Here is an 18,671-nt window from a genome sequence, read left to right on the forward strand (position 1 = left end):
TCCCCGCCCGTCGGCGATTTCCACTATGCGGACGGCACCGCCAGCACCGCCAGCTCCGCCAGCACCGGAGCGAAGGCCTCCATGTACGGCTCCAGGACGGTCAGATACGAGAACCCGTACCGGTCGCGCAGTCCTCGCACCCGCCCGGCGACCTCCTCCGGCGTGCCGACCAGGACGGTGGGCAGGGCGAGGAGCCGCTCCAGGGTCAGCTCGGGTCGCCGCTCCAGCACGGGGCCGAGCGCGGACAAGGGGGAGTCGGTGACCGCCGCGATCTGGACGAGCAGGTTGCGTTCGGCGGCTTCGGCGCGCGTCGCCGCCAACTCCCCGTAGCGGGCCACCCGTTCGTCGAGTTCCTCGGCCGTGACCGGATCCAGGCGGCCCTCCGTGCTCCCCGGTACCAGGCGGGCCCCGGTGAAGGCCGCGATGTCCGCGTGCTCGGCGGTCAGCCGCAGCATCCGGTCGCCGTTGCCGCCGATCAGCAGCGGCACCCCGGCCCCGTCCGACTTCAGCAACTCCTCGACCGTGCGCCGCAGATGGTCCACCCGCTCGCGCGGCGAGCCGAACGGCAGCCCGGCCCGGTCGTGCTCCGCCTGCACATAGCCGGTGCCGAGGCCGAGTTCGAGACGGCCACCGGTCAGCGCGGCGGCCGTCGCCACCTCACGGGCCAGCAGCACGGGGTTCCAGAAGCCCGCGTTGAGCACGAACGTGCCGAGCCGGGGCCGTTCGGTCGCCCCGGCAGCCGCGACCAGCGCCGGGAAGGGCGCCGGCATGCCCAGGTGGTCGGGGACGAGGATGACGTCGTATCCGAGTTCCTCGGCACGCCGGCACTTCGCGCGCCACTCGCCGGCCGAGGCGGGCGTGAGCAGGTTGACCCCGAAGCGGAACGGACGCGGCATGAACTCTCCTCCGCCGAAGACGACTTCAGTCACTCGTGCGCGATGGCCGCCAGCACGTTCATCCGTGACGCGCGCAACGCCGGCAGCAGCGCGGCCACGATGCCCACGACCGCCGACCCGATCACGACCGCGACGATCGTGCCCCACGGCACGGCGAGCGCCTTCATGCCCTGGAGCGCCAGCACCTGCTGGGTGCACACGCCCCACACCAGGCCCAGGGCGAGTCCCAGCACCGCGCCGAACACCGCGATCACCACGGACTCCAGCCGGATCATCCGGCGCAGCTGCCGCCGGGCCAGCCCGATGGCGCGCAGCAGCCCGATCTCCCGGGTGCGCTCCACGACCGACAGGGCCAGGGTGTTGACCACCCCGAGCACCGCGATCACGATCGCGAGCCCGAGCAGCGCGTAGACGAGGTAGAGCAGTACGGCGATCTGGTCGTGCACCAGCTTCTTGTAGTCGGCCTGGTCGCGGACCTGCACCTGCGGATACGGCGCCAGCGTCCGCTCCAGCCGCGAGCGCAGCTGGTCGGCGCCGGTGCCCGGGGCCCGGTTGACGTACAGCGACGAGTCCTGGCCGTCGGGGACGTACTTCTCCACCGTGGCGATGCCGAAGAACAGCCCGCCCTGGGTGCCGAAGCCGCTGCCGCTGTCCTGGTCGGTGAGGGCGGCCACCGTCATCTCGGCCCGCTTCCCGCCCTGGAACTCGACGGGGAGCACGCTGCCCAGGCGCACCTTGTGGTCCTCGGCGAAGGTGGCGTCCATGCCGAGGCTGCCGGGGGCCAGCGCCGCCGCGGTGTCGCCGCCCTTGTAGGCGACATGGGCGACCTGGTCGACCTGCGCGTCGTACCCGGCGGCGGTCGTGGTGACCCGCTTGCCGTCCGGCAGCCGTACCGCCACCGGCGCGAACCGCTGCCGTACGACGAGGCCCACGCCCTCGGTGCCCCGCACCTTGTCGGTGATCTCCTTGGTGAACGGCAGGAAGTTGCCGTTCTGGATCGTGAAGTCGGCGCCCAGGGTCTTGTCGATCTGCTGGTCGAAGGACTTGGACATGGAGGCGCTGGCCACCGACATCCCGCCGACCAGGGCGAGCCCCACCATGAGCGCGGCGGCGGTGGCGCCGGTCCGGCGCGGGTTGCGCAGGGCGTTGCGCTGGCTCATCCGGCCGACCGGGCCGAAGAGGGCGGGGAAGGCCCCGCCGAGGACCCGGATCACCGGCCGGACCAGCAGCGGGCCCGCGATGACCGTCGCGACCAGGGTCAGGACGACCCCGAGGCCGAGCAGCGAGGCGGCGGAGGCGGTCTTCGTGGCCGTCGCACAGCCGGCCAGGGCCGCGGCCCCGAGCACCCCGACGATTCCGCCCACGACCGCCCGGGTCCTGAGCGGCTTGCCCAGCCCGGCGATCTCGGCGTCCGCGAGCGCCGCCATCGGGGACACCGTGGCCGCGCGCCGGGCGGGCAGGTACGCGGCGACGAAGGTGACGCCGACGCCGACCACGTAGGCGGCGACCGGCGTGCCCCAGCCGACGACCATCTCGGTGGCCTTGAGGTTCATCCCGAACGCGCTCATCAGCTTGATCAGCCCGAACGCCAGCCCGACCCCGGCGCCCAGGCCCAGCGTCGAACCGACGAGCCCCAGCAGCACCGCCTCGGTGAGCACCGACCGCCGTACCTGGCGCCGGTCGGCGCCGAGGGCGCGCAGCAGCCCCAGTTCCCGGGTGCGCTGGGCGATCAGCATGGAGAAGGTGTTGACGATGAGGAAGACGCCCACCAGGGTGGCGATCCCGGCGAATCCGAGCATCACGTACTTGATGACGTCGAGGAAGCCGCCGAGGTCCGCGGCCGACGACTTGGCCTGCTCGTCGGCGGTCTTCAGGTCGTACGTGCCGGTTCCGATCGCCGCGCCGATCCGGGCCTTGAGCCGGGCGTCCGGCACGCCCTGCGCCGCGTCCACCGAGATGCTGGTGGCCCGGCCGGGGGAGCCCAGCAGTTCCTTCGCGGCCACCGCCGGGTCGAGGAAGACCAGGGCGGCGCCGGGGTTGGTGGTGGTGAAGGTGGCGATGCCGACGATCTCCACCTTGAAGGTGCCGGGCTGGGCCTGCACGGTCAGCGTGTCGCCGATCCGCACGTCCTTCTTGTCGGCGGTGTCCGCGTCGAGCAGCGCCTGGCCGGCGCCCCGCGGGACGTGTCCCGAGGTGAGCTTCACCGGGCTGCGGCGGGTGAGGTACCAGTCGGTGGCGATGGTCGGGGCGCCGGTGGTCGGGCCGACCGACTTGTTGTGGCTGTCGACCACCACGATGTTCTGTACCGAGACGTCCGCGTGGGTGTCCGCGACCCCGTCGACCTTCGCCACCTCGCCCGCCAGCGCGGCCGGCACGGTCTGGACCGCCCCGGTCGGCACCGACGACTTCAGGTCCTGCTTCGGCTCCACCGTCACGTCGGCGGAGGTGGAGGCGAACAGCCGGTCGAAGGTGCGGGTGACGGTGTCGGAGAAGATCAGGCTGCCCGCGACGAACGCCACGGACAGGACGATGGCCAGCGCGGACAGCATCAGCCGTCCCTTGTGCGCGAGGAAGCTGCGCAGGGTTGCCTTCAGCACCGGGTCAGTCCTCCTCGGGCCCCGTGGACCCGAAGCCCACGTCGGTCCCCGTGGATCCGTCGCCCACGTCGGTCCCCGTGGCCCCGCGTGCTCCGTCGGACCCGCGTCCTACGTCGAACCGCTTCATCCGTTCCAGCACGGCCTCCGCCGTCGGCTCCTCCATCCGGTCCACGATCCGGCCGTCCGCGAGGAAGAGCACCAGGTCGGAGTGGGCGGCGGCGCCCGGGTCGTGGGTCACCATGACCACCGTCTGGCCGAGCTGGTCCACCGCGTCGCGCAGAAAGCCCAGCACCTCCAGGCCCGCCCGTGAGTCCAGGTTCCCGGTCGGTTCGTCGGCGAAGATCAGCTCCGGGCGGGAGGCCAGCGCCCGCGCACAGGCCACGCGCTGCTGCTGGCCGCCGGAGAGCTGGGCGGGCCGGTGCTTGAGCCGGTCCCGCAGCCCGAGCGTGTCGATGACCTGGTCCAGCCACTTCTCGTCGGGCTTCTTGCCCGCGATGTCCATGGGCAGGGTGATGTTCTCGGCGGCGTTCAGCGTCGGGATCAGGTTGAACGACTGGAACATGAACCCGATCCGGTCCCGGCGCAGCCGCGTCAGCTCGCGCTCGCGCAGCCCGGTGATCTCGGTGCCGCCGAGCCAGACCTGACCGGCCGAGACGGTGTCCAGCCCCGCCAGGCAGTGCATCAACGTGGACTTTCCGGAGCCCGACGGCCCCATGACCGCGGTGAAGCGGCCCCGCGCGATGTCCACGTCCACCGAGTCCAGCGCGAGCACCGCCGTCTCGCCCGCTCCGTACGCCTTGGTCAGACCGCGCGCACGGGCCGCGACCCCGTCCGCGGCGGGCGCCTCCGCAGCTGCTGTGGACAAGACTGCCTCCCCGTTTCATACGACGGTCGTCCGACCTCTTCGCACGACCTCTTCGCACGGCCTCTTTGCCCGGGTCGAGCGTAGTGTGACCCGTCCCACAGCCGGTATCACTTTTCGATTCCGATGCGCGCTTGCCGTTGCTAGCGGATCCGCGCTAGCTTCGAGTCATGGCGAAGACCCAGCTGAACGTGCGCGTGGACGAGGGCACCGCCAGGGCGGCCCGCGAACGCGCTCTCGCGCGCGGTGTGAGCGTCAACCGCTACATAGAGGAACTGGTCATGCAGGACACCGGTGAGGCCGGCCGTACGTTCGTCGAGGCCGCGGCCGATTTCATGAAGCAGTACGAGTCCGTCTTCGCCGAGGAGTTCGGCGAGACGCACGGTACCGACACGTCTGACAAGACCGAAGGCCGTCACTGATCCCTTGAGCGACCTGACGATCGACCTCGCCTGGCTCCTCATGCTCGCCGAACAGAAGACCCCCGGTGACCCCCAGGTCACCGACTGGGGTGCGCTGATCGCCGCCGTGGCCAGGCACCGGGCCGAGATATTCGACGTCCCCGTCTACGACTCCCCGCAGGCCCGCGCCGCCGCCCTGCTCCAGTTGCTGATCCACGTCCCGGCCCTGGAGCGCTCGAACGCTCTGTTCGCGTCCTCGGTCGCCTACGCCTACCTGGTGGCCAGCGGCCTCAAGGTCGTCACCTCGCCCGAGCAGGTCCGCGACCTGGCCCGGCTGGTCAAGAACGGCCAGGCGAGCGTCGCCGACATCGCCGAGGAACTGCGCCGCTGGAGCCTGTGACCGGCCCGGCCGGGAGCCTGCGCTCAGGCTTCCAGGGGCTTGCGTGCGACGCCCAGCGCACAGTACGAGGAGGGCAGCCGGGGGCCGTGCTCCGGCAGGAACACCCGGCGGTACGGGCCGAGCTCGAACCCGGCCGCGCGCAGTTCGGCGACCGGCTCCCGGGACAGATGGCAGCCCCCGACCAGCAGCGGCCACACCGTCCGGTCCAGGGCCCGCTGGCTGAACCGCATCGCCGGGCCACCGCCCGCGCCGTGCTCGAAGAACCGCAGCTCACCGCCCGGCCGCAGCACCCGCCGCACCTCCGCGAGCGCCCGCCGCACATCCCGGACGCTGCACAGCACCAGCGAGCACACCGCCGCGTCGAAGGCCTCGCTCTTCACCGGCAGCGCCTCCGCCGCACCCGGCACCACGTCCACCGGGACGTCGGCGCGCACGGCGGCCTCCGCCGCCAACTGCCGCAGGGTGCGCTCCGGTTCGATCGCCACGACCTCCGCGACCGAACCCGGGTAGCGGGCGAAGTTGAGCCCGTTGCCCGCGCCGATCTCGATCACCCGCCCGGACAGCCCGGAGAGCAGCCGCTCCCGGATCGCGGCCATCCCGAGACCGGTCTCGGCGGAGACGCTGCAGCGGGCGTAGAAACGCGCGAACAGCGGGTGGTGGACGGGATCCCGCACCGGTGTCCCGGCGCCGGCGGACATCAGCCGCATGACGGACCTCCCGACGGAAGCAGGTCTACGGTGATTGTCCCCCGTTGCGGCCCGTCGCACCCCCGCTGCCGCGGACGGCTCAGCCGATGAAGTCGCGCACCTGCTCGTAGACGCCGTAGTCGTTGTTCATGTCGGTGTGCGAGATGCAGCCGACGTCGACGTTGGTCGCCCCGCTCAGCTCCGCCGAGGTGTCCGGGTCGATCGCCGCGTCGCAGTCCGACCAGTACGCCGCGTACGAGACGCTGCCGGGCGTCTCGTCACCCGAGTTCAGCGCGGTCAGGAAGGAGCTGCCGGTCGTCATCTCCTTGCAGGACGTGTACAGCCACCCGCACAGCGAGGCGACGCTGGTCCCGTGGTTCACCCCGGCGACCGACACGAAGTGGTCCACGTACGAGGTCCCGCCGAGGTTCTTCAGGTAGTAGCGGCTGTTCAGCGCACCCATGGAGTGCACCACCAGGTCCACCTTGGAGGCGCCGGTCTTGGAGAGGACGGACTGGATGTACGTGGACAGCGTCGAGGCCGTGGTGACGTTCGACTTCGTCCAGTCGTACGAGATCGCGTACAGCTCCGAGGACGAGTAGCCGTCCGCCTCGAAGTCCGCGATCCAGTCGTCCCAGCTGCTGGAGTCGCTGCTCAGACCGTGTACGAACACGATCGGGTCGTGGCTTGCCGCGTGCGCGGTGCCGGCACTCAGGGGGAGGGACAGAAGGAGCGAACCGGCTATCGCCGACAGAGCGGTTGCGATGCGACGCTTGGCGCGTTGCATGATGCCTCCTGAAACGGGTGGGGTTGTTCAGGAGTGTCGGGACCGGTCTACGCGCGGCGCATCGGTGAAGTCGCCAGTCTTTACGAATCAACTAACTCGCCAGTAACGTCTTTCGTGTGGTGATACCGGTGAACCCCCCACACCTCGACCGCACTTCGCCACCGCAGCCGACCGACGCGGGGCCATGCCCGGCTCCGGCGCTCCCCGAGGGCGTCCGCGTCCGGGTGACACGAGTCGTATACGAGGACCAGCGCGCCGCGGCCGAACTCGTGCCGCGTCTCACCGAACGGCAGGCGGCCGGTGCCGACCCGCTGCCGGTCGAACCGGCGGAACTGGCACCGCGGTTGCTCCGCACCCTGCGCCGGGAGATCCGCGCCCTGCCCGACGAGACCAGGCTGCTGTTGCTGCTCGCCGCCGCCGACCAGTACCCGGTCGCCACCCACGCCTTCCTGCGCGCGGTCACCGCCGGCCGCCTCGACACCCGCCCGCTGGAGGCGGCCGAGGCGGCCGGGGTCGCCCACGCCAGTGCCGGCGGGGTGTTCTTCCGGGATCCCTGGACCCGGATCGCCGCCTACGAGACCGGCTCGGCGGCCGACCGCCGCGAAGCCCACCTGCTGCTCGCCCGGGTGCTCGGCGGCAAGGCCGAGACGGCCCGCCGCTCCTGGCACCGGGGCGCCGCGGCCCTTGGCCCGAGCGCCCGGCTCGCGGCGGAACTGCGCACCGCCGCCGACCGGGCCCGCTGCGAGGGGCGCCCCGCACTGGCCCGCGCCCTCGCCGAACGCGCCGCCGACCTCTGCCCCGACCCGGCCGAGGAGGGCCGGCTGCTCGCCCTGGCCGCCGCCGACGCCTGGCGCTCCGGAGAGCCCGACCGGGCCAGACGGCTCGCCGCCCGCACCGACAACTCCGCCCTCGACGGCGTGCTCGCGCTCAGAGCCGGCAACGCCGCCGAGGCCTTCGACGCCCTGCTCACCGCGGCCGTCCGGCAGGAACGTTCCGCCGATGCCGTGGAACTCCTCGCCCTCGCCACCGAGGCCGCCGTCTACACCGGTGACCTGAGACGCTGCCGCGAGGCCCACGTCCTGGCCCAGTGGCTTGACCTCCCGCCGTCCGGCATCCTCGCCGCCCTCGCCTGCGCCGTCGAGGGCCGCTACGCCGACGCCCGCGTCCTCCTCAAGGGCACCGCGGGCCGCTGCGGGCCCGGCGGCGACCCCGGTCCGCTGATCCACTCCGGCATCGCCGCGCTGATGCTCGGCGACCACACCAGGACCGTCACCGCCACCCTCCGGGCCGCCGCCTCCGCCCGGTCGCGCGGCATCCCGGGGACGGTCGCCCAGGCCATGGAGTTCCGCGCCTACGCCGACTTCTGGACCGGCCGCCCCCGGGCCGCCGAGGCCGCCGCCCGGGAGGCCCTGCACCAGGCCCACGCCACCGGGCAGGACAACGGGGCATGCCATCTCCAGGCCGCGCTCGCCATGTTCGCCGCCGTCACCGGCGACGAGGAGGCCTGCCGGGAGCGCGCGGCGGCGGCACGCTCGCACGCCCTGGCCCACGGACTGGGCCTGCCCGCCGCCCTCGCCCAGTGGGCGCTGGCCTTCCTCGACCTGACCAACGGCCGCTTCCCGGCGGCGGTCGCCCGGCTGCGCGCCCTCGCCGGGTTCGGGCCCGGACACGGCCACCGGGCCATCCGGCACCTGGCCACTCCGCACTACGTCGAGGCCGCCGTCCGCACCGGCGACACCCGGGTCGCCGGCGCCGCGCACGCCGACTACCACCGCTGGGCCACCGCCGTCCGCAGCCCCGACGACCTCGCGCTCAGCGCCCGCTGCCGGGCCCTGCTCGCCCCCGGCGCCGAGGCCCTCCCGCACTACCGGGCCGCACTGGAGCTGCACGCCCGGGGCACCCGGGACTTCGAACGCGCCCGCACCGAGCTGCTGTTCGGCGGCGCGCTGCGCCGGCTGCGGCAGCGCACGGAGGCGCGCGACCGGCTGCACAGCGCCCGGGAGGCCTTCGAGTCCTTCGGCGCCCCGCACTGCGCCGCCCAGGCCCGCGCCGAACTGCGCGCCCTCGGAACGGCGTTGACACCTGTCAGCGGTGCACCCGACCCGGCCTCGGTGCTCACCGCCCAGCAGCTGATGGTCGCCCGGATGGCAGCCGAGGGCGCCACCAACCGCGAGATCGCCGACCGGCTCAACCTCAGCCCGCGCACCATCGACCACCATCTGCGGGGGGTCTTCGCCCGGTTGGGGATCCGGTCCCGGATCGAGTTGGTACGGCTGCTCGGGGAATCGCCCTAGGGTGCGGCGCCGTCGTGGCTGGTCGCGCAGTTCCCCGCGCCCCTAAAAGAAGGGGGGTGGCGACGCGCCCCTCAAGGGGCGCGGGGAACTGCGCGACCAGCCCCCCCCACAGCCGCACCCGACCGACGGCCTAGGGCGCCTCCCGTACCCGGAACGACTCCGCGTCCCAGGTGCCGTCCAGCCTGGCTGAGAGCCAACTCGGCGCCACCGCACGGAAGTCGGCGGGCGCCAGTGCCCCCGCCCCGGCGGGCAGCGCACCGAGCAGCGGGGCCCCGGCCACCTCCGGCAGGTCGGCGACGTTGCACCGCGACGCGAGGTCGGGGGCGTCCGGCCAGCTCCCGATCACCACTCCCAGCAACTCCAGCTCACGGAAGCGCAGTTCACGAGCCGTCAGCTCGGTGGTGTTCAGTGTGCCGAGCCCCGCCGACGCCACCACCAGCACCGGCGCGTTCAGCAGCCGGGCCGCGTCCGCCAGCGTGCCGCCCGCCGCGTCGAACCGGACGAGCAGGCCGCCCGCGCCCTCGACCAGCACCAGTTCGTGCTCGGTGGCCAGCTTGGCGGCGGCCTCGGCCACGTCCTGCGGCTGCACGGGCGGCATCCCCGCCCTGCGGGCCGCCGTGCCCGGCGCCAACGGCTCGGGAAAGCGCGCGACCTCGACCGCCGTCACGGCACCCGCGAGCCGCGCGACCTCGTCGGCGTCCCCGCGCTCGTCGGGTCGTACCCCCGTCTGCGCGGCCTTCAGGACCGCCACCGAGCGGCCGGCCGCGATCGCGGCGGCGGCGACGGCGGCCGTGGTGACCGTCTTGCCGACCTCCGTGCCCGTACCCGTGATCACCAGGATCGGCATGCTCATCCCTCCCGCGCGGCGGCGCACACCGCGCGCGCGATCCGTGCCAGGTCCGCGTCACCCGTGACGTACGGCGGCATCGTGTAGACGAGGTCGCGGAACGGCCGCAGCCACACGCCCTCGCGCACCGTGGCGGCCGTGGCGGCCCTCATGTCGACCTCGTGGTCGAGCTGTACGACCCCGATGGCCCCGAGGACCCGGACGTCCCGGACTCCGGGGAGCTCCCGGGCGGCTGCCAGGCCCTCGCGCAGCCCCGCCTCGATCCGCTTGACCTCCGCGAGCCAGTCCTGGCCGAGCAGCAGTCCCAGCGAGGCGCAGGCGACCGAGGCGGCGAGCGGGTTGCCCATGAACGTCGGCCCGTGCGCCAGCACCGGCACCTCGCCCCGGGAGATCCCCTCGGCCACCCGGGGCGTGCACAACGTGGCCGCCATCGTCAGGTAACCGCCGGTCAGCGCCTTGCCGACGCACATCACGTCCGGCGTGACGGCCGCGTGGTCCGCCGCGAACAGCGCGCCGGTGCGGCCGAAGCCGGTCGCGATCTCGTCGAACACCAGCAGCACGTCGTGCGCGTCGCACGCCTCGCGCAGCACCCGCAGGTAGGCGGGGGAGTGGAAGCGCATCCCGCCGGCGCCCTGCACCACCGGCTCCACGATCACCGCGGCCAGCTCGTGCGCGTGCCGCTCGATCATCGAGCGCAGGTGCTCGGCGTACGACTCGTCGTACTCCGCCGGCGGCGCGTCGGCGAACACCTGGCGGGGCAGCACCCCGGACCAGAGCTCGTGCATGCCGCCCTCGGGGTCGCAGACGGACATGGGCTGCCAGGTGTCGCCGTGGTAGCCGCCGCGCCAGGTCAGCAGGCGCTGCTTGGCGGGGCGGCCGAGGGAACGCCAGTACTGCAGGCACATCTTCGCCGCGACCTCGACCGACACCGACCCCGAGTCGGCGAGGAAGACGTGCTCCAGGCCGACGGGCGTGATGTCGACCAGGAGCTTCGCCAGGCGGACGGCGGGCTCGTGGGTGAGCCCGCCGAACATCACATGGCTCATCCGGCCCAGCTGGTTGTGCGCGGCCTCGTTGAGCACCGGGTGGTTGTAGCCGTGGATCGCCGACCACCACGACGACATGCCGTCGACCAACTCGCCCGAGCCGTCCGCGAGCCGCAGCCGGACCCCGCTCGCCGACTCCACGACGAGCGGTTCGGCCCGGCCGGGCATCGGGCCGTACGGATGCCAGACGTGCCGGCGGTCCAGCTCCAGCAGCTCGGGGAGGCTCAGACCGGGGTCAGGCATTGGGCGCGAGATCCGTTCCGGCACCCCGGCGGCGGACGGCGACCAGGTCGGTGCGCGGTTCGTTGGCAGCCGGAACGGTCACGGCCTCGGCCGCATCTTCGTGGGAGCCGCACACCGACCCGCACCCGGCACCCTCGCCCGCGTGCGACGCGCAGCCCGCGCCCTCCGCCCCGTGCGATCCGCAGCCGCCGCCCTGGACCTCGGACCGGTGCTGCGGCAGCGTCACCTCGTCCGCGCCCTCCACCGTGAACCCGGCGTCCGCGATCATCTCCAGGTCGGCCTGGCCGGCCTGGCCCTCGGTGGTCAGGTAGTCGCCGAGGAAGATCGAGTTGGCCAGGTGCAGCGCGAGCGGCTGCATGGTGCGCAGATGGACCTCACGGCCGCCCGCGATCCGGACCTCTACGTCGGGGCAGACGAACCGCACCATCGCCAGGATCCGCAGACAGCGCTGCGGGGTGAGGTTCCACTCCTTGGCCAGCGGGGTGCCCTCGACCGGGATCAGGAAGTTCACCGGAACGGAGTCAGGGTCCAGCTCGCGCAGCGAGAAGACGACGTCGACCAGGTCCCCGTCGCTCTCGCCCATACCGGCGATCAGACCGGAGCAGGCCGACAGCCCCGCCGCGTGCGCCTTGTTGACCGTGTCCACCCGGTCGGCGTACGTGTGCGTGGTCGTGATCTCCCCGTAGGTTCCCTCGGACGTGTTCAGGTTGTGGTTGTAGGCGTCCGCGCCAGCCTCGCGCAGCCGCTCCGCCTGGCCGTCGGAGAGCAGACCGAGACAGGCGCACACCTCGACGCCCTCGTTCTGCTCCTTGATCGCCTTGATGGTGCCCGCGACCCGGTCCACGTCCCGGTCGGTCGGACCGCGCCCGCTGGCCACCAGGCAGACCCGCTTGGCGCCCCCGGCCAGGCCCGCGGCGGCGGCCTTCGAGGCCTCGTCGGGTTTCAGCCAGCTGTACTTCAGGATCCCGGTGGACGAGCCCAGCCGCTGCGAGCAGTAGGAGCAGTCCTCCGGGCACAGGCCCGACTTGAGGTTGACCAGGTAGTTGAGTTTCACGCGCCGGCCGAACCAGTGACGGCGCACCTTGCCGGCCGCGGCCACCACATCGAGCACGTCGTCGTCGGAGGTCGCCAGTACGGCGAGCGCTTCCTCGCGGGTCGGCAGCTCGCGCCGAAGCCCCTTGTCCACCAGCGTGTTCAGCAGGTCCATGAGAGCCGATCCTGTACTACGAGGCTGCTCCGGGCCAAGGAGAGTTTGCACAACCCTGTCAGTTCGACGTGTGGGTATTGCCACACAGTGGGCGCCTGATGATCCCGCTAGGGTCTGTTCACTGCCTACAAATTCACCGGAGGGGCCATGGCGTTCGGCTGGATCGACGAACAGGCGGAACTCCGCCGCCGCGCCGGACTCGTACGGACCCTGCGTCCCCGCCCCGCCGACTCGCCGCTGCTGGACCTCGCGAGCAACGACTACCTGGGCCTCGCCCACCATCCCGAGGTCGCCGAGGGCGCCGCGAGGGCGGCCCGGACCTGGGGTGGCGGCTCCACCGGATCCCGGCTGGTGACCGGTACGACGGAACTCCACACCGAGCTGGAGCGGGAGCTGGCCGGATTCTGCGGGTTCGAGGCCGCCCTGGTCTTCTCCTCCGGCTATGCCGCGAACCTCGCCGCCGTCACCACGCTCGGCCCGCACGGCGCCCTGATCGTCTCCGACGCCCTCAACCACGCCTCCCTGATCGACGGCTGCCGGCTGGCCCGGGGCACCACCCAGGTCGTCGGGCACGCCGACCCGGACGGCGTACGCAAGGCCCTCGGGACGCACGAGGGGCCCGCCGTGGTCGTCTCCGACACGGTGTTCTCCGTCGACGGGGACGCGGCGCCGCTGGCCGCACTGGCCGAGGCGTGCCGGGAGCGCGGTGCCGGGCTGCTCGTCGACGACGCGCACGGGCTCGGCGTGCTCGGGGACGGCGGGCGGGGCGCGGCGTACGCGGCCGGGCTCTCCGGCGCCGACGACGTGGTGGTGACCGCGACCCTGTCGAAGTCGCTCGGCAGCCAGGGCGGGGCGGTGCTGGGGCCGGCCCGGGTGATCGACCATCTGGTCAACGCGGCCCGGACGTTCATCTTCGACACCGGCCTGGCCCCCGCGGCGGCGGGCGCGGCGCTGGCCGCCCTGCGGCTGCTGCGCCGCGAACCGGACCGTGCGGCGCGGGCCCGTGAGGTGGCCGCGGAGCTGCACGCACGGCTGACCGCCGCGGGTCTGGAAGCGGTACGTCCGGACGCCGCGGTGGTCTCCGTGCGGGCCCCGTCCCCGGAGCAGGCCGTGCGGTGGGCGGCCGACTGCCGGACGGCAGGCCTGGCCGTGGGCTGTTTCCGTCCGCCGTCGGTGCCGGACGGCATCTCACGGCTCAGGCTGACCGCCCGTGCGGACCTCTCCGGGGCCGAGATCGAACGCGCTGTACGTGTGATCGGCAAGACACGACCATGAGTCGGCGTGACACGGCCGGGCCTGGCTCGCGAGCGGATACGGAGTCGGGGATGGATGGGTACGAGTCTGATCGATTTCGTTCGTATCTGGTCAGACTCTTCTGGGGCTGATCAGCCGGCGAACGCGGCCGTGAAACCCGTCCAGCTCTCGGGGGAGAAGAGCAGGGCGGGTCCGGCCGGAGCCTTGGAGTCGCGCACGGCGAGCAGTCCGGCCGAGGGGCCGGAGCGCGGCCGTGCCGTCTCCACGCAGTTGTTCGCTCCGGTGCTGTAGCTGCTGCGCAGCCACCTCAGTCCGTGCAGATCAGCACTTGAAGGTACGTTCCGAGGCAGTGCAGTCATGGTGCCTCCTTACGCGCCGTCAGCTATTGCGGCGATGTAATCCAACGAGTCCTCGGGCGAAAGGGCGTGGATCCGGAGCGTGTCGAACGCCTCCGTGTAGGCCTGGAGGTCTTCTTTCCGCTCCAGGTAGAGGCTACTCGTCAACTGGTCGATAACAACCACGTCCAGATCAGAAGTGCTCGGAAATGAGAAGATTACGAAAGGCCCGGTGATGCCGATATGCGCCCCGGCCGCGAACGGCAGCACCTGGAGCCGTACTTGGGGCAGCCGGGCCGCCTCCATCAGCCGCACCAGCTGCCGCGCCATCACACCGGGACCGCCCACCTCCCGGCGCAGCACCGCCTCGTCCAGGACCGCGCTCAGCTCCAGCGGCGGATCCTGGCGCAGCACGTCCTGCCTGGCCAGGCGTACCTCCACCAGGGTGTCGAGGGAGTCGTCGGCCCGCGCGTCCATGGCCGCCCGGGTCACCGCCCGCGCGTACTCGGGGGTCTGCAGCAGCCCCGGCACGACCAGGGTCTCCAGCGTGCGCATCGCGCTGGCCTGTGACTCCAGACTGATGAAATCGCGGTAGGCGGGCGGCAGTACCCCACGGTAGGCGTGCCACCAGTGGTGCCGCCCCGCCGTGTCCTCCGACCCCGCCAACACCAGCAGCAACTCGCGCAGTTGCCCCTCGACCACGCCGTAGGCGTCCAGGAGTAACCGCACATCGGCCGGTTTCACACCGCTGGCGCCGGTCTCGATCCGGCTCACTTTCGACTGATGCCAGCCCACCAGACGGGCGGCCTCACCGCTCGTGAGGCCGGCGCCGGTGCGCAATGTGCGCAGTTCGGCGCCCAGTTTCCGGCGGCGTACCGCGGGACCGTTCTGCATGGGCTACTCCTTACTCCTTCCGAGCCGCCCAAATACGGTCTGAGGTCGCAGAGTTCACCGCTTCGAGCGACAGATATATGCATATCTTGGTGGATCGCTCCCCGTGACCGGCCCGGTAATGGCAGTCTGGCGAAGAAGCACCAGTCCGGGACCGTACTCGAACCATCCGCACTGTGTCGGACTCCGGTCCCGAGGAAAGGGACGACGTCGCCATGGCAGACCACCTGGAAGCATCCGTCACTCTGCCGAGCGATCCCGCCTCGGTCTCCGCCGCCCGCGCCTACGCGCTGGACACCCTCGCGGAGTGGGGCCTGCCACCGGAGACGGAAACCGCGGACACCATCCGCCTCATCATCTCCGAACTCGCCACCAACGCCGTGCAGCACACCTTCGGGCAGTCGCCCACCTTCACGGTGGACCTCGTGCTCGACCGTGACGAGCAGCTGCGCATCGGCGTCACGGACAGTCATCCGCGCTTCCCCAAGAGACTCCCCGCCGCGGTCCAGCAGGACAACGGGCGCGGCATGGTCATCATCCGCTGGCTCACCGCCGAGTGCGGCGGCAAGCTCCGGGTGCGCCCCACCAGAGAGGGCGGCAAGACCGTCTCCATCGAACTGCCCTGGACGATCCCGGCGGGCACCGTCACCGCGGCCGGCCAGCAGGAGCCGTAGCCCCGAGCCCCTGCAGGCCGGCCGTCGGTGCGGGTCAGCTGACCCGGCCGTACCAGACGCTGCGCGTCCAGATCTTCTGGAGCTTCACCACGTCCCCGGTCTTCGGGGCGTGCCAGATCTTTCCCTTCCCGGCGTAGATGCCGACGTGGTAGACGCTGGAACCCGAGTGGAAGAAGACCAGGTCCCCGGCCTTGCGGTTGCCGGCCGAGATGTGACGGGTCTTGTTGTACTGCTGGGCCGCCGTACGCGGCAGCTTCTTGCCCGCCTTCTTGAACGAGTACAGCGTCAGCCCGGAGCAGTCGAACCTGTTCGGTCCGGTGGCGCCCCACCTGTAGGGCGAGCCCTTCTTCGAGGCGGCGATCTGCAGTGCCTTCGTCGCCATCGTGGCGGCCGAGGCGTCGGAGGCGACGCCCGGTATCACGATCGAGCCGCCCACGGCGGCGATGGTCAGCGCCGAGGCCGTACCGGCCCGGGCCATCAGCGACGGAACACGATTGAGCGCAGTCATGCGCAACCCTTCGTCAGCCGCCTGTGAAGGATGACCTGTCGGATTCGGGCTGGCGAAGTTGCCCGGCCGTGTCACCACGGCTTCACCCCAAGGGCTGCTCGGCTCGGTCATGGCGCGACCGTGCCGGCGACCCGTCGTGCTTGGGTCCTCCACTCCTGCCGATGCACTTCTGTCGACGGGTCAATCCGGGCGGCGGCAGGACTCGGCGTCCGCCCGGACCGCCCCGCCGCTGTGGCGGGGGCTTGTCGTCAGACAGGGATCTTCACGCACTCGTGTCCGAAAATCCCAACGGAATCGGGGATTTGTGGGGTTACTCACCACCCACCCGTTCGGGTGGACAGCCCTGTGTTCGATTCTCCGTCAACTGCCCTGCGTAGCCCCGGACCTGCGCGAAAGCCGTTCGCGGACACCCCCGTGCGGGCAACCTGAGCGGCCTCCACGGGAAGGTAAAACCACGCCACGCTCCGCCGTTCGGCGGTAACCCCTTTGGATCGTTTCGGCTCGGGCCCGGTCGTTCCGTCGACGCGCCGCACCGGCGTCCGGAGGGTGTCACCGTACGCAGTCGGGCGGGAGTACGACGCGAGCGGTCCGGCGCTCGCCGTCGAGCACCCGCAACGCGCGTGTCAGCGTGTCCCCGTGGAGCTCCGTCTCGCCCCGCAGATGCATCAGGGCGAGCGCGTCGCGCAGCTCGGCCGCCGCGCGCACCAGCGCCTGCGCGGCGCGCAGCCCGCGGTAGGTGTCCTCGTTCTGCGCCGGGTTGATCCGGCCCAGCAGATCCACCACGTCCAGGTAACGGTCGATCAGTTCGCCCTCGGCACGGGTCAGCGCGGGCAGCGGCGGCAGCTCCGGCGGCAGCATCGGCGGCTCACCCCGCGTCCGGCAGGCCGGGCGAGGTACGGCGGGCGGGCATGACCCGGTCCACCAGCCCGTACGCCAGCGCACCCGGCGCGTCCAGGACCAGGTCCCGCTCCAGGTCCTGGTGCACCTGGTCCGCCGTGCGCCCGGTGTGCTGGACGAGCATTCGTTCGATCATGGCCCGGACCCGGTCCAACTCCGCCGCCTGGATGGCCAGATCACTCGGCTGGCCCTGCACCGGTTGCGGCAGCGACGGCTGCTGGAGCACGATCCGCGCGCCGGGCAGCACGGACCGCTTGCCCGGAGTGCCGGCCGCGAGCAGGACCGCCGCCGACGCCCCCGCCTGCCCGAGACAGACCGTCTCCACGTCGCAGGTCACGTACTGGACCGTGTCGTAGATCGCGGCCATCGCGCTGTACGACCCGCCCGGGGAGTTGATGTACAGCGAGATGTCCCGCTCCGGAGCCGTGTGCTCCAGGTACATGAACTGCGCCATCACGTCGTTGGCCGACGTCTCGTCGACGGGCGTGCCGAGGAAGACGATCCGCTCCTCCAGCAGCTTCGAGTACGGATCCATGGTGCGGTGCCCCGTGCTCGTGCGTTCCGTGAACTCGGGCAGGACGTAGCGGGCGGACGGTCGGGTCATGACGTACCCCTCCTCGCGACTGAGGCGGCCCGGGAGCCGAGCCTTCTGTTGAAAATGTACAGGACGTACAGATCATTGAGTGGGGATTCCGCTGTCGCCGAACAAGATGTGATGTCCGGGGTGCCCCGTAAGCTGGGTTCATGGCCTACGAGATTCCGGTGACCCAAGCCAGGGCTGAGCTCGCCGAACTGATCAACCGGGTGGTGTACGGCGGTGAGCGCGTCGTCGTGACGCGCCACGGCAAGCCGCTCGTCGCCCTCGTCTCCGCCACCGACCTCGAACGCCTCGAAGAGCTCCCGGAACCGGCCGAGGACCACGTCGACCACGTCGTCAGCTCCGTCTCCACGGTCCGCGAGACCACCACCGCCGTCCGCCCCGAACGAGGCCGCTTCGGCATCGCAGCAGAACACAGGGGAGCCGCAGGCTCCTGAACAAGCGACGCCCCCGAGGCGGCGCCGCCAAGGAGGCGCCCCCGAGGAGGCGCCCCCGAAGAAGCGCCCCCGAAGGGGCGCGGGGAACTGCGCGACCAGCCACGACGGCGCCGCAGACGAACGACTCGCATCGCGGCACGTCCCACTGAGCACCCGGCACGTATCAGGACGCGTCCCGCCGAGCTGCCCCTGCGCCCCCCGGCCGTCGGCACGCCCATCGCCCCCCCCGGACCATCCGAGTGAGGGCCGTTCAGGTGTCATCCGCCCGCGGTCGGCCTCCGGCGCGGCCGGACACGCCTTCGCGCCCCCCGCCGCAAGGCCCATGCCCCGGTCATGAAGTGATCAAGGCCCGGTTAACGTCGCCGAAACTCCGGCAAACTAGCCTGCCGATCCACGCCACCTGGGGTTTTCCTAGCCGGATTGGGTCCGTGAGCCCAATCCGTCGCGGTGGCCGCGGCAACCGGACCCCGCACGGTCCGGAGCGAGGACTGTGAGGTGGGACGTGCAACTGACCCCGCACGAGCAAGAGAGGCTGCTGATCCACGTGGCGGCCGACGTGGCCGAGAAGCGCCGGGCCCGCGGCCTCAGGCTGAACCACCCCGAGGCGGTCGCCCTCATCACGTCGCACATCCTCGAAGGCGCGCGTGACGGCCGTACCGTCGCCGAACTCATGGCCTCCGGGCGCAAGCTGCTCACCAGGGACGACGTCATGGAGGGCATCCCCGAGATGATCCACGACGTCCAGGTCGAGGCGACCTTCCCGGACGGCACCAAGCTCGTCACCGTCCACGACCCGATCGTCTGAGGGGGC

At 72.0% G+C, this 18,671-nt stretch carries 20 protein-coding genes and 1 riboswitch; of the genes, 7 read left to right on the top strand and 13 right to left on the bottom strand.

Features of this window, described 5'->3' with window-relative positions:
- Window positions 1-23: 23 nt before the first annotated feature.
- From AB0D74_RS15410 to AB0D74_RS15420, 3 genes are read right to left on the bottom strand one after another with little or no spacing between them, the layout of a single operon-like run.
- Window positions 24-896 (bottom strand): TIGR03621 family F420-dependent LLM class oxidoreductase, encoded by an 873-nt coding sequence (locus AB0D74_RS15410; protein WP_362585574.1) that lies wholly within the window; start codon window positions 894-896, stop codon window positions 24-26.
- A 29-nt stretch (window positions 897-925) separates the two neighbouring features.
- A complete protein-coding gene (locus AB0D74_RS15415) occupies window positions 926-3,493 on the bottom strand; it encodes an ABC transporter permease (protein WP_362585576.1) in 2,568 nt (855 codons plus the stop codon).
- A gap of 4 nt (window positions 3,494-3,497) precedes the next feature.
- The gene (locus AB0D74_RS15420) at window positions 3,498-4,358 is read right to left on the bottom strand and encodes an ABC transporter ATP-binding protein (protein ID WP_362585579.1); all 861 of its coding nucleotides are present in this window, start codon (window positions 4,356-4,358) and stop codon (window positions 3,498-3,500) included.
- 167 nt (window positions 4,359-4,525) lie between these two features.
- Between AB0D74_RS15420 and AB0D74_RS15425 the strand changes: the two genes are divergently transcribed.
- Together AB0D74_RS15425 and AB0D74_RS15430 are read left to right on the top strand one after the other, a co-directional pair.
- A complete protein-coding gene (locus AB0D74_RS15425; RefSeq protein ID WP_362585581.1) occupies window positions 4,526-4,777 on the top strand; it encodes a toxin-antitoxin system HicB family antitoxin in 252 nt (83 codons plus the stop codon).
- Between the two features lie 4 nt (window positions 4,778-4,781).
- Window positions 4,782-5,156 (top strand): fic family toxin-antitoxin system, toxin component, encoded by a 375-nt coding sequence (locus AB0D74_RS15430; protein WP_362585584.1) that lies wholly within the window; start codon window positions 4,782-4,784, stop codon window positions 5,154-5,156.
- Between the two features lie 23 nt (window positions 5,157-5,179).
- On the opposite strand, the gene AB0D74_RS15435 is transcribed toward AB0D74_RS15430, so the two are convergent.
- Together AB0D74_RS15435 and AB0D74_RS15440 are read right to left on the bottom strand one after the other, a co-directional pair.
- Complete coding sequence (locus AB0D74_RS15435; protein ID WP_362585588.1) at window positions 5,180-5,863, bottom strand: class I SAM-dependent methyltransferase; 684 nt, start codon at window positions 5,861-5,863, stop codon at window positions 5,180-5,182.
- Between the two features lie 79 nt (window positions 5,864-5,942).
- Entirely contained in the window at window positions 5,943-6,629 is a 687-nt protein-coding gene (locus AB0D74_RS15440; RefSeq protein WP_362585591.1) for a triacylglycerol lipase, read from the bottom strand.
- A 116-nt stretch (window positions 6,630-6,745) separates the two neighbouring features.
- On the opposite strand from AB0D74_RS15440, the gene AB0D74_RS15445 reads away from it, so the two are divergent.
- Window positions 6,746-8,923: a LuxR C-terminal-related transcriptional regulator gene (locus AB0D74_RS15445; RefSeq protein ID WP_362585594.1), complete on the top strand. Its 2,178-nt coding sequence runs from the start codon at window positions 6,746-6,748 to the stop codon at window positions 8,921-8,923.
- A gap of 130 nt (window positions 8,924-9,053) precedes the next feature.
- Here AB0D74_RS15445 and bioD read toward each other — a convergent pair whose 3' ends face one another.
- The 3 genes from bioD to bioB are packed head-to-tail and all read right to left on the bottom strand — an operon-like array spanning window position 9,054 to window position 12,266.
- Entirely contained in the window at window positions 9,054-9,770 is a 717-nt protein-coding gene (bioD, locus tag AB0D74_RS15450) for a dethiobiotin synthase (protein ID WP_362586026.1), read from the bottom strand.
- Between the two features lie 2 nt (window positions 9,771-9,772).
- Window positions 9,773-11,059 (bottom strand): adenosylmethionine--8-amino-7-oxononanoate transaminase, encoded by a 1,287-nt coding sequence (locus AB0D74_RS15455; RefSeq protein ID WP_362585597.1) that lies wholly within the window; start codon window positions 11,057-11,059, stop codon window positions 9,773-9,775.
- Window positions 11,052-12,266: a biotin synthase BioB gene (gene bioB / locus AB0D74_RS15460; RefSeq protein ID WP_362585599.1), complete on the bottom strand. Its 1,215-nt coding sequence runs from the start codon at window positions 12,264-12,266 to the stop codon at window positions 11,052-11,054. Before bioB ends, AB0D74_RS15455 begins: the two co-directional genes overlap by 8 nt.
- A gap of 147 nt (window positions 12,267-12,413) precedes the next feature.
- Here bioB and AB0D74_RS15465 point away from each other — a divergent pair, with 147 nt between their 5' ends.
- Window positions 12,414-13,541 carry an 8-amino-7-oxononanoate synthase gene (locus AB0D74_RS15465; RefSeq protein ID WP_362585602.1) on the top strand — a complete coding sequence of 376 codons (1,128 nt, stop codon included), beginning with the start codon at window positions 12,414-12,416 and terminating at the stop codon, window positions 13,539-13,541.
- Between the two features lie 110 nt (window positions 13,542-13,651).
- On the opposite strand, the gene AB0D74_RS15470 is transcribed toward AB0D74_RS15465, so the two are convergent.
- Both AB0D74_RS15470 and AB0D74_RS15475 read right to left on the bottom strand, forming a co-directional pair.
- Window positions 13,652-13,879, bottom strand: coding sequence for a DUF397 domain-containing protein (locus AB0D74_RS15470; RefSeq protein ID WP_362585605.1), 228 nt, complete (start codon window positions 13,877-13,879; stop codon window positions 13,652-13,654).
- A 9-nt stretch (window positions 13,880-13,888) separates the two neighbouring features.
- On the bottom strand, window positions 13,889-14,749 hold the full coding sequence (locus tag AB0D74_RS15475; protein WP_362585608.1) for a helix-turn-helix transcriptional regulator: 861 nt from the start codon (window positions 14,747-14,749) through the stop codon (window positions 13,889-13,891).
- A 212-nt stretch (window positions 14,750-14,961) separates the two neighbouring features.
- Between AB0D74_RS15475 and AB0D74_RS15480 the strand changes: the two genes are divergently transcribed.
- Window positions 14,962-15,420, top strand: a complete 459-nt coding sequence (locus AB0D74_RS15480) for an ATP-binding protein (RefSeq protein WP_362585611.1) — start codon at window positions 14,962-14,964, stop codon at window positions 15,418-15,420.
- Between the two features lie 34 nt (window positions 15,421-15,454).
- Here the strand turns inward: AB0D74_RS15480 and AB0D74_RS15485 are convergent, their stop codons facing one another.
- The 3 genes from AB0D74_RS15485 to AB0D74_RS15495 form a co-directional block, all read right to left on the bottom strand.
- Window positions 15,455-15,928 (bottom strand): C40 family peptidase, encoded by a 474-nt coding sequence (locus AB0D74_RS15485; protein ID WP_362585614.1) that lies wholly within the window; start codon window positions 15,926-15,928, stop codon window positions 15,455-15,457.
- A 3-nt stretch (window positions 15,929-15,931) separates the two neighbouring features.
- Window positions 15,932-16,116, bottom strand: a riboswitch (cyclic di-AMP (ydaO/yuaA leader).
- Between the two features lie 361 nt (window positions 16,117-16,477).
- A complete protein-coding gene (locus tag AB0D74_RS15490) occupies window positions 16,478-16,786 on the bottom strand; it encodes a hypothetical protein (protein ID WP_362585617.1) in 309 nt (102 codons plus the stop codon).
- 7 nt (window positions 16,787-16,793) lie between these two features.
- Window positions 16,794-17,429 (bottom strand): ATP-dependent Clp protease proteolytic subunit, encoded by a 636-nt coding sequence (locus AB0D74_RS15495; protein WP_362585620.1) that lies wholly within the window; start codon window positions 17,427-17,429, stop codon window positions 16,794-16,796.
- Window positions 17,430-17,569: 140 nt separating this feature from the next.
- On the opposite strand from AB0D74_RS15495, the gene AB0D74_RS15500 reads away from it, so the two are divergent.
- Both AB0D74_RS15500 and AB0D74_RS15505 read left to right on the top strand, forming a co-directional pair.
- The gene (locus AB0D74_RS15500; RefSeq protein ID WP_362585623.1) at window positions 17,570-17,860 is read left to right on the top strand and encodes a type II toxin-antitoxin system Phd/YefM family antitoxin; all 291 of its coding nucleotides are present in this window, start codon (window positions 17,570-17,572) and stop codon (window positions 17,858-17,860) included.
- 502 nt (window positions 17,861-18,362) lie between these two features.
- On the top strand, window positions 18,363-18,665 hold the full coding sequence (locus AB0D74_RS15505) for an urease subunit gamma (RefSeq protein WP_037782101.1): 303 nt from the start codon (window positions 18,363-18,365) through the stop codon (window positions 18,663-18,665).
- Window positions 18,666-18,671 lie beyond the last annotated feature (6 nt).

The sequence above is a fragment of the Streptomyces sp. NPDC048278 genome (assembly GCF_040652195.1).
Taxonomy (GTDB): domain Bacteria; phylum Actinomycetota; class Actinomycetes; order Streptomycetales; family Streptomycetaceae; genus Streptomyces.

Bases quoted from the DNA above. Each gene is read 5' to 3' on its own strand.
- AB0D74_RS15475 (WP_362585608.1), bottom strand. From the start codon at position 14,749: ATGCAGAACGGTCCCGCGGTACGCCGCCGGAAACTGGGCGCCGAACTG.
- AB0D74_RS15455 (WP_362585597.1), bottom strand. From the start codon at position 11,059: ATGCCTGACCCCGGTCTGAGCCTCCCCGAGCTGCTGGAGCTGGACCGC.
- AB0D74_RS15470 (WP_362585605.1), bottom strand. From the start codon at position 13,879: ATGACTGCACTGCCTCGGAACGTACCTTCAAGTGCTGATCTGCACGGA.
- AB0D74_RS15480 (WP_362585611.1), top strand. From the start codon at position 14,962: ATGGCAGACCACCTGGAAGCATCCGTCACTCTGCCGAGCGATCCCGCC.
- bioD (WP_362586026.1), bottom strand. From the start codon at position 9,770: ATGCCGATCCTGGTGATCACGGGTACGGGCACGGAGGTCGGCAAGACG.
- AB0D74_RS15500 (WP_362585623.1), top strand. From the start codon at position 17,570: ATGGCCTACGAGATTCCGGTGACCCAAGCCAGGGCTGAGCTCGCCGAA.
- AB0D74_RS15465 (WP_362585602.1), top strand. From the start codon at position 12,414: ATGGCGTTCGGCTGGATCGACGAACAGGCGGAACTCCGCCGCCGCGCC.
- AB0D74_RS15495 (WP_362585620.1), bottom strand. From the start codon at position 17,429: ATGACCCGACCGTCCGCCCGCTACGTCCTGCCCGAGTTCACGGAACGC.
- AB0D74_RS15485 (WP_362585614.1), bottom strand. From the start codon at position 15,928: ATGACTGCGCTCAATCGTGTTCCGTCGCTGATGGCCCGGGCCGGTACG.
- AB0D74_RS15490 (WP_362585617.1), bottom strand. From the start codon at position 16,786: ATGCTGCCGCCGGAGCTGCCGCCGCTGCCCGCGCTGACCCGTGCCGAG.
- AB0D74_RS15425 (WP_362585581.1), top strand. From the start codon at position 4,526: ATGGCGAAGACCCAGCTGAACGTGCGCGTGGACGAGGGCACCGCCAGG.
- bioB (WP_362585599.1), bottom strand. From the start codon at position 12,266: ATGGACCTGCTGAACACGCTGGTGGACAAGGGGCTTCGGCGCGAGCTG.
- AB0D74_RS15435 (WP_362585588.1), bottom strand. From the start codon at position 5,863: ATGCGGCTGATGTCCGCCGGCGCCGGGACACCGGTGCGGGATCCCGTC.
- AB0D74_RS15440 (WP_362585591.1), bottom strand. From the start codon at position 6,629: ATGCAACGCGCCAAGCGTCGCATCGCAACCGCTCTGTCGGCGATAGCC.
- AB0D74_RS15410 (WP_362585574.1), bottom strand. From the start codon at position 896: ATGCCGCGTCCGTTCCGCTTCGGGGTCAACCTGCTCACGCCCGCCTCG.